We start from the raw sequence: 13,526 nt of genomic DNA, 5'->3' as shown, positions 1-13,526 counted from the left end.
TGCCTGCTTCTCAACCAACATTTTTCGAACTCATGAAGAGATTAATTCTAACAACACTCACTTTGCCTTTAGCTGCGATGGCTTCTTCTGCGTATGGTGTAGAAGAGCAAACGTGGGGAATTGCAGCGATGTATCGCACCGCATCGATCCCGTTTTATACGTCCGATAATGACTCGACGGTGAGTACATTTGTACCAATGATGTTCTTTGAAAACTAGCATTTGTATATCAATGGCATTGAAGGCGGCGTTTTTCTGTATGACGAGAGTGATTCTGACTGGCGCGCGAGTGCGATTATGCGATTGAGATTTGTTGATATTCCCATGTCGCTACAAAATGCCAATGAAGGGGACAGAGTCGACTTCGGTGGTCAAGTTCGTTATAGCATTAACGACAACTGGCGCGCAGAAGTAGAATTAATGACGGACGATGAACTCCAGTTTCACTCTAATTATCGCCTTGCCGCTAATTATGCGTTTGGTGATTGGGAGTTAGAGCCATCTATCACGATTCGATACAAAGACGCTGACTTCAACAGTGAATATTATGCGTTTAAAGATGTTACTGGGGAAAGAATTGGAGCAGGACTTGACGCCAACCTCGGCATCAAAGCGCGTTATCATGTGACTTCCAACTTGTATTTATTGGGGGAAACGAGTGTCACTCGCTTAGATGATAATGCCTACAACAGCCAGCTTGTAGAAGACCGATATCAAGGTGAAGTGTTTGTCGGTTTTGGCTTTTTCAACGATAAAGGCAAAGCTCCGAAATCAGCACTGAGCAATAAACCATACCTACGTATCGCGCATGGTTGGGCGACGCCTTCAAATATTGGTGAAATATTTAGCTTTGAGAGAGAAAAAGACCCATACAACAATCAACTTACTTCACTGTTTTATGGGCACCCGCTAACGGACGAGTTGTTTGGTTTTCCTCTTGATATTTATTTAACGCCAGGTTTGGTTCATCACTGGTCGTCAAGTGTTCAGTCCGCGAGCACAGAATACGTGATGGCGATTAAGGCTTATTATACCGTTAATTGGCCAACGACTTGGCGATTTGGTGTTGCGGAAGGTATGTCATACGTCGACAACATTACCTACATCGAAGGAACCGAAATGGAAGACAAGGGTTATACACCAAGTAAGCTACTGAACTACTTAGACTTCTCGTTTGATGTAAATATAGGTGACTTATTCAACCAAAAAAACTGGGAAAATATGTGGGTGGGTTATTCATTGCATCACCGCTCAGCAATTTTCGAAAGTGCGTCCCAGTTTGGGCGCATTAAAGGCGGGAGCAACTACAATACCATTTACTTCCAGTTCGAGTTTTAGAGCATCGTAAGATGCATATAGGTCGGATTTGCAACTGACTTCTTTATCGCCCATTATGAGTAATGATGAATAATACAATGCTGCTTTCAACGCGAACCTTCGTGTATCGTGCCAAAGTTAAGGCTGTTTGTGATGCATCTGATGAATCGGATGGCATGAGCACCATGAGTATCGACTCCTCATTCAATATTCAAATTGAGGCGATAAACTGTACCAACGATGAATTTGCCAAGCGCTTTTTTGTCGTCCACGGGGAAGGACATTTAGAGGGTGATGAATGGTTAGTGTTGTACGTCAATTCTCTTGAGGTTGACGTTGGAGACGATCTCGAAATTCCGAGTGATGTCGCGTTTGATGCGATGATTGAGAATATGATAAACGAAGCCGAGCAGTCTTTGGAAAAGCTCTATCACGAAGCGCTACACAACTTAGAGAAAGTGAATCGCTCTGGGAGAAATAAGATAATTTCTAAACACGATTAGGGTATTTTGATCGACAAGGGATTGGCGCGAACCAATCCCTTGTTATTTACATTCTTCTATCTAGCTTGGCCAATTTACGCTATCGCTGCAAGTTGGCTCTGCGCTTCAGAAATGCCTTTCGCAGCGAAATCTTCACCCATGTTTAGCGCTTCCGCATAAACAAATTCCACATCAGTGATACCAACGAAACCTAGCACGGTACGCAGGTATGGTGTGACGTTGTCTGTTGGTGAATCTTTATGGATACCACCGCGAGTCGTGATGACAATCGCTTTCTTACCTTCGATCAGGCCTTGAACGCCGTTTTCAGTGTATTTGAATGTCACGCCAGCACGAGCAATCAAATCAATCCAGTTTTTAAGCTGAGTTGGAATTGTAAAGTTATACATTGGTGCGGCAATAACCAAAGTGTCTGCGGCTTTTACTTCTTCAATAAGGGTATCCGACAGTTCGACAACCGCTTGTTGTTCTTGTGAAAGATCTTCCGTTGCGCGAAGTGCAGTGGCAACGGCGAAGTCCAAAACTGGTAATGGGTTTGCAGCCAAATCACGAACAGTTAGCTTGTCTTGGTCTACATTTTTGATGAAGTCTTCAACCAGTTTGTTTGATTGAGAGTAATCGCCAAGGATGCTTGATTTTAGAGCTAGTACACGAGACATAATGGTTATTCCTTAAATAAGTGCTTTTGACTATGGGAGCCATTATAAGAGAGGCACGTTGGTTAAAAAGTATAGGGATTCGCTGAACATGTTCGAAAAATTTGAATGTGGTTTCGGTTATCTTGTTGCAGATCTTGTGTGATACAATCCGCGCAGTTTTTGTAATGAAAAGAATAGGAAACGCTTTGACTTCGTCACAGCCCCCAAAAAAGAATCCCGCTGAAGAGCAAGCGACACCGTCAAATGGTGTGCAAAAGGCGACAGCGAAACAAGATAAAGCACCTCAGGCTCAAGTGAATAGCGCGGCGTCTCTACGCAAAGCGTTAAGCCAGTGCATGATGCGTGACCGCTTCCGTTTAAGTAAACGCATTTCTGGTGCGAGCAAAATTAAGAAAGATGCAGCACGTAATGCTGTGTTTGATGAAATTGCACTCGACATTGCTAAATCGATGATGGTTGCGGAACAACGCAGCAACTACAAACCAACGATTGAATACCCAGAAATTCTGCCCGTCAGCCAAAAGCGTGACGACATCGCTAAAGCTATTGAAGAAAACCAAGTGGTTATCGTCGCGGGTGAAACCGGTTCTGGTAAAACCACTCAGCTGCCAAAAACCTGCGCTGAGCTTGGTCGCGGTAAGTTCGGTCTGATTGGTCATACTCAGCCTCGTCGTCTTGCAGCGCGTTCGGTTGCTAACCGTATTGCCGAAGAGATGGAAACCAAGCTTGGTGAGTTTGTTGGTTACAAGGTTCGATTCAACGATCAGATCTCTGAAAATACCCAAATCAAATTGATGACGGACGGTATCTTGTTGGCTGAAATTCAGCATGACCGTTTCTTGAATCAATACGACACCATTATTATCGATGAAGCGCACGAGCGCAGCCTTAACATCGATTTCATCTTGGGTTACTTGAAAGAGTTGCTACCACGCCGTCCTGATTTGAAAGTAATTATCACGTCGGCAACCATCGACCCAGAGCGTTTTTCAAAACACTTCAACAATGCACCAATTATTGAAGTGTCAGGTCGTACTTACCCAGTAGAAACCCGTTACCGCCCACTAAGCGGTGATGACGACAATGATCGTGACCAACTTGAAGGCATCTTCGAAGCGGTAGACGAATTGTGCGATGAAGGTTTAGGTGACATCCTGATCTTCATGAACGGTGAGCGTGAAATTCGTGATACCGCAGATGCATTGTCCAAACGTAATCTGAAGAGCACGGAAATTGTGCCGCTTTACGCGCGTTTGTCGGCGGGCGAGCAGAACAAGATTTTCCAACCTCATGCTGGTCGCCGAATTGTACTGGCAACCAACGTGGCAGAAACCTCGCTAACCGTTCCGGGCATCAAGTATGTTATCGACCCGGGCACGGCGCGCATTAGCCGCTACAGTTACCGAACTAAGGTTCAGCGTCTTCCAATTGAGCCGGTTTCTCAGGCGAGTGCGAACCAACGTAAAGGTCGTTGTGGTCGTGTGGAAGAGGGTATCTGTATCCGTCTGTACTCAGAGGAAGATTTTGAGTCGCGCCCAGAGTTTACCGATCCCGAGATCCTGCGTACCAACCTAGCATCGGTTATCTTACAGATGACCGCACTTGGCTTGGGCGACATTCAAGCCTTCCCATTTGTGGAAGCGCCGGACAAACGTAACATCCAAGATGGTGTTCGTTTGCTGGAAGAGCTTGGCGCGATTAATTCTGAGGTAAAAGACCCGAAAAAACGCCTGACTTCCATCGGTCGCCAATTAGCTCGTTTGCCAATCGACCCACGCTTGGCGCGTATGGTTTTGGAAGCGCCAAAATATGGTGCGCTTAAAGAAGTGATGATCATTGCAGCGGCCTTGTCGATTCAAGATCCACGCGAGCGTCCTTCAGACAAACAACAATCATCAGATGATAAGCACCGTCGTTTCTTCCATGAAGAGTCGGACTTCCTGACGTTTGTGAATTTGTGGGAATATATCCAAAAGCAGCAAAAAGCGTTGTCTAGTAACCAGTTCCGCAAGCAGTGTAAGCAAGATTATTTGAACTACTTACGCGTTCGCGAGTGGCAAGACGTTTACTTCCAAATTCATCAATCGATGCGTGAAATGGAATTCAAACTTAACGATGAGCCAGCTTCTTACCATGGTGTACACAGTGCGATCTTGGTTGGTTTGTTGTCGCACATCGGTATGAAAGACCAAGAAAAGAATGAATATCAAGGCGCGCGCAACGCTCGTTTCAATATCTTCCCTGCATCGGGTCTATTTAAGAAACAACCTAAGTGGATAATGTCAGCCGAGTTGGTGGAAACCTCGAAACTATGGGGTCGCATCATTGCCAAGATTCAGCCTGAGTGGATTGAGCCATTAGCCAAACATCTTATCAAGCGCAGTTACAGCGAACCACATTGGTCGAAGAAACGCGCGGCGGTGATGGCGCATGAAAAAGTCATGCTTTACGGCGTACCAATCGTACCGAAGCGTTTGGTCAACTACGGCAGTATCGATCCGACCGTTAGCCGCGAAATCTTTATTCGTAGTGCGCTGGTGGAAGGCGAGTGGGAAACCAAACACGCGTTCTTTAAACAAAACCGTAAGCTTCTGCAAGAAGTGGAAGAGCTTGAACACAAATCTCGTCGTCGTGACATCTTGGTGGATGATGATGAGCTGTTTGATTTCTATGACCAACGTGTTGGTACCGAAGTGGTGTCTGGTAAACATTTCGATACGTGGTGGAAAAAAGCATCGAAAGAAGATCCTGAACTGCTGAACTTTGAAAAAGAGATGCTGTTCAAGGGCGATGCTAGTCATGTCACCGATTTGGATTACCCGAACTTCTGGCATCAAAATGGTTTGAAGCTCAAGTTGAGTTACCAATTTGAACCGGGCGATGATAGTGACGGTGTCACAGTGCATTTGCCGTTGCCGATTTTAAACCAAGTTGAACCAGCGGGCTTTGACTGGCAGATCCCGGGTTTGCGTCATGAGCTTATTGTTAGTTTGATTAAATCGCTGCCGAAGACGATTCGTAAGAACTTTGTGCCTGCGCCAAACTATGCCGATGCATTCTTAGCACGCGTCACGCCAATGGAAGCACCGCTGCTAGACTCGCTAGAAAAAGAACTGCGCCGCATGACGGGTGTAGAAGTATTGCGTGAAGACTGGAACTTGGAACAGGTGCCTGAGCACTTGAAAGTCACGTTCCGAGCGGTTGATCATCGAAATCGTAAACTGAAGGAACATAAAGACCTTCACGAATTGAAAGAGAGCTTGAAAGACAAAGTTCAAGAAACGCTTTCTAAAGTTGCGGATGACGATATTGAACAGCAAGGTCTGCATACGTGGAGCTTCGGTGAATTGCCGAAAGTGTATCAACAAAAACGTGGTGGCTACGATGTAAAAGCATATCCAGCACTTGTTGATAGCAAAGACAGCGTTGAAATCAAACTCTACGAAACGGAGTACGAGCAGATAACGGCAATGCGTGCTGGTCAACGTCGTTTGATTTTGTTGAATGTGCCGTCTCCAATTAAATATTTGCATGCTAACTTACCGAACAAATCGAAGTTGGGTTTGTACTTTAACCCTTACGGCAAAGTGCTTGATCTGATCGATGACTGTATCGCCTGTGGTGTCGATAAGCTTATCGAAGAGCAGGGGGGCTTAGTTTGGGAGCCCGAGAAGTTCGAAGCGTTGAAAGAACACGTTCGTGCTGAACTGGGTGATACCGTTGTAGAGATCGCGAAACAGGTTGAGACTATTCTGACAACGGCGTTCAGCATCAATAAGAAGCTAAAAGGCAAAATCGACTTCACAATGGCGTTTGCTCTGTCGGATATCAAAGCACAAATTGAAGGCTTGATCTTCAAAGGTTTTGCGACGGAATGTGGCTGGAAACGCTTGCCGGATATTCTTCGCTACATGCGTGCGATAGAGCGTCGTATGGAGAAGTTGCCAATCGATCCAAACAAAGATCGTTTACACATGCTGAAGATTGAATCTGTGACTCAAGACTATAAAGAGTTGCTGAACAAGATCCCGAAAGGTGTGGCCATTCCTGAAAACGTAAAGGAAGTGCGTTGGATGATTGAAGAGCTTCGCGTGAGTTACTTTGCTCAACAATTAGGCACTCCTTATCCTGTTTCTGATAAACGAGTCAAAAACGCGATTGATGCTTGCTAATCAACCAGTAAAATAGCGTCAGATTTGTAATTATCGCGTATGAGGTTACTGGTACACTAATTGCTAGTAACTCAATAAGCGTAATTTTTTAGTTCTGGGAGGCAATGGTTCGCCTCCCTTTATTTGTAGTACCAACGACTGAGTTATGCAGACGTGGGAATAATAAAGAGTAAAGGTAGATGATGAAAAAAACTCTATTAGCAGTGGCGCTACTTGGCGCATCTTCTGCGGCAATGGCAGATTCTTGGATTTACGGTGGTGCAACAGTAGGTCAGTCTGACTACAAAGGTGAGACGGATACATCATACTCTGTTCACGTTGGTACAGGCATCCTACCTATCATTGGTATTGAAGCCGGTGTGACGCAACACGGTGAATTTAACGTAAATGGTCAAGACACTAAGCTAACGTCTTACTACGCAGCACTTAAGCCAAGCATCGACTTTGGTCCACTGCATGTGTATGCAAAAGGTGGCTTCCACCAGTGGGACAAAGAAGTGAAAGGCGGCAAAGACGATGACGATTTGGATCTAATGTACGGTGTAGGTGCTGAGTACTTCATTTTTGGTCCGATGTCTGTTGGTGCTAGCTACATGAACTACACGGCGGGTAAAGACGATATCGGCACGTTCTCTGTTAACGCAACACTGCATTTCCTATAAGCGTCTAGCTTTCTAACACCCATATGAAAAACACCGACTTTATGTCGGTGTTTTTTTGTCTGGAAGTCACAAAACAAAAGTTGAACATAAATTATTCACTTTTGGATCTTAAAATGCTCATGCTTTCCAATATATAGTGGCGATTAAATGCGCATATTTGCGTAATGTTTCGCTTAGGAATCGCTTAGGAATCGCTCAGGAAGGGATAGTATGAAAAAAACACTCTCGTTATTAGCTCTAACGTTGTGCTCAACATCAGCAATGGCTGACTCATGGATTTACGCTGGCGGTCAAATCGGTCAATCTGATATCGATAGCGAAAACGATACAACCTACGGTATTCATGTAGGTACTGGTATTTTGCCATTCATTGGCATTGAGGCAGGTTACTTTAACCACGGCAAGGTGGATTTATCACTGAGTGGCAGCAGGGGTAGTGCTGATTTTGATTCATTCTATTTAGCAGCGAAACCAAGCATCGACTTTGGGCCGCTTCATGTCTATGCCAAAGGTGGCATCAATGCATTCAATGTTGATTATGACGGCGGACTGAGAAATTTAGATAAAGATGATGGTGTCTCCTACATGTATGGTGTCGGTGCCGAATACTTCTTGCTCGATAATGTTTCTATTGGGGCAAGCTATCAAGCGTTTGGCGTGGATATTGACAGCGATAGCGACACCGTGAGCAGTGTGACGGGGAATATTACCTTCCATTTCCTATAATACTCAATCTATATGAAAACTTTACTGACATGGTTTCATCGCTAGCTTTGAAACCAAGTCAGTGTTACTTATCTCAATTTACGCGTCCATCAATGATAAAGCCACAGAGCGCAAGTATTTCCAGTGCTTTTCGAACGATCAAATTACGATAAAATCAATCGTTAGACCTCATAATTTTTGTGTTGATATTACTTTGTTCTCATCTGCCTTCAACTGAGCCAAAAATGCAATAAATGGCGATTTTTTGCAAAAATATGTGATTACTGCTAAACTTCGCCCCGCTTTAAAACTTTAGAGTTCAAATTAATGGAGGGCGGTATTGGAGTTCTTCTCACCTGAGGGGCGTTTCAAATTCACGTTAAATTTGTATTTATGGATAATGCATTTAAAAAATATAGTATCGACACAACAGACTATCAGGTTGGACAGGACAACGTTCAAAAGTGGGGATTCGACATACATAACCCCGTTTTTGGCATCAGTGCGGGTCTCGTTGTTTTCTGTCTAATTTCACTTCTTCTTGTTGAGCCAACCACTGCTCGTGATGTATTAAACGGTCTGAAAAACGGAATTATCGAACAGTTTGATGCGTTCTTTATGTGGTCGACAAACTTCTTCTTATTATTCGCTGTTGCTCTTCTTTTTTCTCCGCTGGGTAAAATCCGCTTAGGTGGCAAAGAAGCAACGCCGGATCACTCAACCGTTTCTTGGTTGTCGATGCTCTTTGCTGCTGGTATGGGTATTGGCCTTCTGTTCTGGAGTGTGGCGGAGCCGACCGCGTACTTCACTGATTGGTGGGGAATGCCACTGAACGCAGTGCCATACACAGAAGAAGCGAAATCTCTAGCGATGGGTGCCACCATGTTCCACTGGGGTGTGCATGGTTGGAGTATTTACGCACTCGTTGCACTAGCACTTGCGTTTTTTGCTTTTAACAAGGGTTTACCGCTTTCATTGCGCGCGGCGTTTTATCCAATTTTTGGTGACCGAGCATGGGGTTGGTTAGGACATGTTATCGACATTCTTGCCGTTTTATCCACGCTGTTTGGTCTTGCAACGTCGCTGGGTCTCGGTGCTCAGCAGGCGACCAGTGGTATTAACCATGTCTTTGGTCTAGAAGGCGGCATTGGTACACAAATGATTGTGATCACCTTTGTTACCTTTATCGCGGTGCTATCAGTAATTCGTGGTATTGATGGTGGTGTTAAGCTACTGAGTAACGTCAATATGGTGGTTGCGTTTGCCCTGCTTATTTTCATTACCTTTATCACGTTTGATACGGCGTGGGGTTCGCTACGCGACACAACAATGGCTTACATTGAAAATATTATTCCGTTGAGCAACCCCCACGGTCGTGAAGATGAAACTTGGATGCACGGCTGGACGGTATTCTACTGGGCTTGGTGGGTATCTTGGTCACCGTTTGTTGGTATGTTTATCGCGCGTGTGTCTAAAGGTCGTACGGTTCGAGAATTCCTGTTCGCAGTGATCGTTATTCCTACTGTCGTTACCTTGATTTGGATGTCTGTATTCGGTGGTATCGCGCTTGACCAAGTGGTGAATAAAGTGGGGGAGCTAGGTGCAAATGGTCTAACTGATATTTCACTGACTCTGTTCCATGTTTACGATGCGCTACCGTATAGCTCAGTGATTTCAATGCTTTCTATCGTGCTGATTCTGGTGTTCTTTATTACATCATCAGACTCTGGCTCACTGGTTATCGATAGTATCACTGCGGGCGGTAAGATTGATGCACCAATTCCACAGCGTATTTTCTGGGCTTGTATTGAAGGTGCAATTGCAGCCGTTATGCTTTGGGTTGGTGGCAAAGAAGCCTTGCAAGCATTGCAGTCAGGCGTGGTTGCAACGGGATTACCGTTTACCTTTGTTCTGTTGTTGATGTGTGTAAGCTTGGTTAAAGGGTTAAGAACCGAACTGTCAGCTTACAAATAAACACTATCCACTATTGAATTTAAATGCCGAGCCTAATGCGCTCGGCATTTTTTATTTCTACTTTTCTTTTTCAATAATTCCGTTACAGTTTGGGCTTATTCCCACCTCATTTAACAGCATTATGTCACTGGCTAAACTCATTCTTATTCGTGGACTTCCAGGTTCAGGTAAAACAACCTTAGCAAAGCAATTGGCGATAGAGCTTGGTGCTAAGCATTTTGAAGCTGACATGTATTTTGAAAATGATGAAGGTGATTATCACTTTAATCCAACTGAGTTACCCCAAGCGCATGAATGGTGTTTTCAGCAAACTCGAAAGTGGTTGAACAAAGGGAAAGTCGTGATTGTGAGTAATACGTTTGTTCGTCACTGGGAGATGAAGCGTTACTTGGACTATTGCGTGAAGAAGCGCATTGAGGTGGAAGTTAAGGTGTGTCGCGGAGCGTATCAAAGCATTCATGATGTGCCACCAGCGACCATCGAAAAGATGCGACGCCAGTGGCAAGAGTGACCGTTACCAGAACTAGGGGTTACTGACCTCGTCCGTCAATCATCACAACGAAAGTTTTGCTCATGATTGAAAGGTCCATTGAAATCCAAGAGTAGAACGAACCTAAGCTTAGTGCGTAACTGTGGTCAAAACCAACTTTACGTCTTACATCTTCAATGCATGCATCATAGCCTTGGTTAACTTGCGCTAGGCCTGTAATTCCTGGTAATACGCCATATGTGCGTTCTACAAAATAAGGGATTTCATCTTCCAACTTTTGGTAGAAAGCAGGGCGCTCTGGACGTGGCCCGATCATCGACATTTCACCTCTCAACACATTAAACAGCTGTGGTAACTCATCTAAACGGGTCTTACGTAAAAAACGTCCTACTGGTGTGATTCGAGGATCATTCTCGGTTGCCCAAACTGCACCGGAGCGTTGCTCCGCATCAATATACATGGTGCGAAACTTCATGATTTGAAAAAGATCCATTTTTTCTGGTGTACAGCGCCCAACACGCAGTTGACGATAGATCACTGGGCCTTTGGATGTGATTTTTATAGCTAGCGCGATAAATGGGAATAGTGGTGCAGTGACGAGCAAAATAAACATTGCAACCAGTACATCAAACGTTCTTTTCGCGTGGCATACATTTGAATCGTAGCGTGAGTTTTTCATGATGCTTTCCTTATTGGTTGACGCGTTTCCAACGCCCATTTTCCATTCCTAGCAAATACTTCATACCGCCGATGAAATTGGCGAGATGACCAATGACGATGTAGCTAATCAGTTTAAAAGGCTTGACTGTGTTAAGTGCAGGCACCAAGTAAGTGACAAGTGCGATACCATAAACACAGGCTTGAGCGAGCAGCATTATTTGAAACAGCGGGTTGTGTGCCAGTAGCAGTGAACAAACCAAGCAAACAATCATCAAATAGGGTGTTGCTAAGCGCAGAACCTTTCCCGATAGAAATGCAAAGGCAGTGCCACGATAGCGAGGTAGCAGTAATTTCTTTAATTGCATGAGCTGCTGCATGTTACCCGCTGAAATTCTTAGGCGTCGCTTGAAGTCTGCGTCGTCTGAGCTTTGTTCGAGTTCAAGAGCTAGCATGTTAGGTTCGTAGATAGCGTTATAGCCTCGCAAAACGATTCTCATAGGGAGAATAAAATCGTCATTGATGGTGCTGACTTCAAGTGGTTCAAATAGGTGGGTTCTGAATGTATAAAACGCACCGTGAGAACCAATCGTTGAACCTAGCAAGGATTCTTGGTGCTTCACTCGAGACTGGTATTGCCAGTACGCCGCTTCACCTTGGTTATCGGTACTCATTATTTGATATGTCGCGTTAACCACTCCAACCTTCTCATTTTGATAATGCTGACTAGCTAGCAACAGAGAATCACAAGAAATCAATGCCGATGTATCACTCAGTGCGGTAATGTCCGAGTTAACATGACGCATTTCTTCGTTGAGTAGGGCAACTTTACCGCGATTGACTTGGTGGTCATTAATGATGAACAGTGTATCGGAGCAGATTGCTTCTTGAATCGTCGCTTGAGCAATCTCGGCTGTGTTATCTGTGCAGCCATCACATGCGATCACCACTTTCAATTTATCTCTTGGGTAATCTAAGCTCGCAAGGTTGCGGATCTTTTCTGCTATCCATTGTTCTTCATTGTAGGCGGGCACGATGACAGTAATAGATGGTAACTGACTGTCTGTTTGAGAGGCTTTGTAAGCTCGCTCTACAAATGGTGCTGTGATTTTGTGCTGTTTTAAAGGAAGCCATTTAAGTAGTAATGGATAACCAACATGATGATAGACAATCAAAAATGCGGATAAACCAAAACCTGTAATCCAAAGTAAATCATTCATAGCTAGCCTCCTTGGCCAAACGTGAGTAGCGACTCACCATGTCTCTGATATCAAAATGTTTGAGAATAAAAGTTCGAGGAGAACCATGGGTTGATTTCAATTGCAGCGACAAAGCTTCCGCCAAAGAGAACACACGGTTGGCTTCAACCAATGTGCTGTTAATCGGGCAGAGCGTCTCTTTCACGCCACCAACATCGGTTGCGACACAAGGAATGTCACATGCTTGAGCTTCTAGTGTTGAGAGGGGGAAACCCTCTTGAAGCGACGGTAAACAAAATAAATCGAGGCTTTGGTAAAAGCTGGGCATATCGTCGACCAAGCCTAAAAAGGTAACGCGATCCTCAAGTTTTAACGTTCTAACTTGTGCTTCCAATTGAGCTCTCTGAGAACCATCTCCAGCAATGGCTAGGTGTGTGTTTGGCGTAAGATGAGAGAAGGCTTCGATAAGCACTTTATGGCCTTTAACTGCTTCTAAACGTCCAGCGACTCCAATCACGGTTTTGTTGACTGGAAGCCCAAACAAGTTTCTCTTGGTTGCTTGATTACCGCTTTGAAATTTCTGGCAATCGATTCCATTATGTATGGTGCAAACTTTGCGGTAATTCAGTTTTTTCTGGATTTGTTCGGCGACAAAGTTCGCATCGGCAACCACATGTGGATGAATCATTTTTAGCAGTAGGGACTGCAGTCGAGCTGACTTTCTGTTATTCAGATGCCAGGCGTCGTGCTCAGTATGGATAATTACTGGCACCTGCGCTAAGCGTGCCGCAATCCCACCATATAATAGTGGACCGATATGGTGAGTGTGGACCACATCAGGCTTAAGTCCTTTGAGCATGGAAGTCAGCGTACTGATGGTTGTCCCGCTGAATCCAGGTTTCTTATTGAGGAAGTGCAGTTGGCCTTGGTAGGTCGAGAGTTTTGACCAGCATTGCAGTGCTTGCGCTTTGCTTCCCTCTAAACTTACGACAAACACGGAATGATTCGGTTGCGCAAAACGAAGCATCTCTAATACGAGCGTTTCCAAACCGCCAGGAGCTAAGTGCTGCACGACGTGTAATATCACTTTTTTATTGCGTTGAGTGCTATTTTGTTTTTGTCTGAATTCCATTCTCAAACCCTCGTTGAGTTCTTTGTTTATTTAGGAGTTGCAGACTGCGTGCCAATA

Annotated in this window: 10 protein-coding genes and 1 pseudogene; 7 read left to right on the top strand and 4 right to left on the bottom strand. The window is 44.6% G+C overall.

Translation table 11 applies throughout. From position 1 onward, the window contains the following. The first annotated feature begins 32 nt into the window (after positions 1–32). Together FKN16_RS03935 and FKN16_RS03930 are read left to right on the top strand one after the other, a co-directional pair. Positions 33–1,337 (top strand): annotated as a pseudogene (locus FKN16_RS03935) (MipA/OmpV family protein). Positions 1,338–1,402: 65 nt separating this feature from the next. Continuing rightward, entirely contained in the window at positions 1,403–1,819 is a 417-nt protein-coding gene (locus FKN16_RS03930; protein ID WP_240497970.1) for a hypothetical protein, read from the top strand. 74 nt (positions 1,820–1,893) lie between these two features. On the opposite strand, the gene FKN16_RS03925 is transcribed toward FKN16_RS03930, so the two are convergent. Further along, positions 1,894–2,478: an FMN-dependent NADH-azoreductase gene (locus FKN16_RS03925; protein ID WP_046875241.1), complete on the bottom strand. Its 585-nt coding sequence runs from the start codon at positions 2,476–2,478 to the stop codon at positions 1,894–1,896. A 185-nt stretch (positions 2,479–2,663) separates the two neighbouring features. Between FKN16_RS03925 and hrpA the strand changes: the two genes are divergently transcribed. From hrpA to FKN16_RS03900, 5 genes are all read left to right on the top strand, one after another. Beyond that, positions 2,664–6,650, top strand: a complete 3,987-nt coding sequence (gene hrpA / locus FKN16_RS03920) for an ATP-dependent RNA helicase HrpA (RefSeq protein ID WP_170902045.1) — start codon at positions 2,664–2,666, stop codon at positions 6,648–6,650. A 182-nt stretch (positions 6,651–6,832) separates the two neighbouring features. After that, a complete protein-coding gene (locus FKN16_RS03915) occupies positions 6,833–7,312 on the top strand; it encodes an outer membrane beta-barrel protein (RefSeq protein WP_005394221.1) in 480 nt (159 codons plus the stop codon). Between the two features lie 210 nt (positions 7,313–7,522). Then, positions 7,523–8,038 (top strand): outer membrane beta-barrel protein, encoded by a 516-nt coding sequence (locus FKN16_RS03910; RefSeq protein ID WP_005394222.1) that lies wholly within the window; start codon positions 7,523–7,525, stop codon positions 8,036–8,038. Between the two features lie 372 nt (positions 8,039–8,410). Next, complete coding sequence (locus FKN16_RS03905) at positions 8,411–9,991, top strand: BCCT family transporter (protein WP_005394224.1); 1,581 nt, start codon at positions 8,411–8,413, stop codon at positions 9,989–9,991. Between the two features lie 121 nt (positions 9,992–10,112). Then, complete coding sequence (locus FKN16_RS03900; RefSeq protein ID WP_005394226.1) at positions 10,113–10,502, top strand: ATP-binding protein; 390 nt, start codon at positions 10,113–10,115, stop codon at positions 10,500–10,502. A gap of 19 nt (positions 10,503–10,521) precedes the next feature. Here the strand turns inward: FKN16_RS03900 and FKN16_RS03895 are convergent, their stop codons facing one another. Genes FKN16_RS03895 through FKN16_RS03885 form a run of 3 tightly spaced genes read right to left on the bottom strand, consistent with a single transcriptional unit; the run spans position 10,522 to position 13,469 of the window. Beyond that, the gene (locus FKN16_RS03895) at positions 10,522–11,160 is read right to left on the bottom strand and encodes a sugar transferase (RefSeq protein ID WP_005394228.1); all 639 of its coding nucleotides are present in this window, start codon (positions 11,158–11,160) and stop codon (positions 10,522–10,524) included. Positions 11,161–11,170: 10 nt separating this feature from the next. Next, entirely contained in the window at positions 11,171–12,358 is a 1,188-nt protein-coding gene (locus FKN16_RS03890) for a glycosyltransferase family 2 protein (RefSeq protein ID WP_170902044.1), read from the bottom strand. Beyond that, on the bottom strand, positions 12,351–13,469 hold the full coding sequence (locus FKN16_RS03885; protein ID WP_170902043.1) for a glycosyltransferase: 1,119 nt from the start codon (positions 13,467–13,469) through the stop codon (positions 12,351–12,353). The genes FKN16_RS03890 and FKN16_RS03885 overlap by 8 nt, the downstream gene beginning before the upstream one ends. Positions 13,470–13,526: the final 57 nt, after the last annotated feature.

The sequence above is a fragment of the Vibrio sp. 11-4(1) genome, from assembly GCF_013048625.1.
Lineage (GTDB): Bacteria > Pseudomonadota > Gammaproteobacteria > Enterobacterales > Vibrionaceae > Vibrio > Vibrio diabolicus.
The sequence above is the reverse complement of the archived record's forward strand: the minus strand, read 5'-3'. Positions and strand labels throughout refer to the sequence as shown.

What these genes read in the sequence shown, in the direction of transcription:
- FKN16_RS03885 (WP_170902043.1), bottom strand. Translation starts at nt 13,469, where the DNA reads ATGGAATTCAGACAAAAACAAAATAGCACTCAACGCAATAAAAAAGTG.
- FKN16_RS03900 (WP_005394226.1), top strand. Translation starts at nt 10,113, where the DNA reads ATGTCACTGGCTAAACTCATTCTTATTCGTGGACTTCCAGGTTCAGGT.
- FKN16_RS03930 (WP_240497970.1), top strand. Translation starts at nt 1,403, where the DNA reads ATGAATAATACAATGCTGCTTTCAACGCGAACCTTCGTGTATCGTGCC.
- FKN16_RS03895 (WP_005394228.1), bottom strand. Translation starts at nt 11,160, where the DNA reads ATGAAAAACTCACGCTACGATTCAAATGTATGCCACGCGAAAAGAACG.
- FKN16_RS03925 (WP_046875241.1), bottom strand. Translation starts at nt 2,478, where the DNA reads ATGTCTCGTGTACTAGCTCTAAAATCAAGCATCCTTGGCGATTACTCT.
- FKN16_RS03890 (WP_170902044.1), bottom strand. Translation starts at nt 12,358, where the DNA reads ATGAATGATTTACTTTGGATTACAGGTTTTGGTTTATCCGCATTTTTG.
- FKN16_RS03905 (WP_005394224.1), top strand. Translation starts at nt 8,411, where the DNA reads ATGGATAATGCATTTAAAAAATATAGTATCGACACAACAGACTATCAG.
- FKN16_RS03915 (WP_005394221.1), top strand. Translation starts at nt 6,833, where the DNA reads ATGAAAAAAACTCTATTAGCAGTGGCGCTACTTGGCGCATCTTCTGCG.
- FKN16_RS03910 (WP_005394222.1), top strand. Translation starts at nt 7,523, where the DNA reads ATGAAAAAAACACTCTCGTTATTAGCTCTAACGTTGTGCTCAACATCA.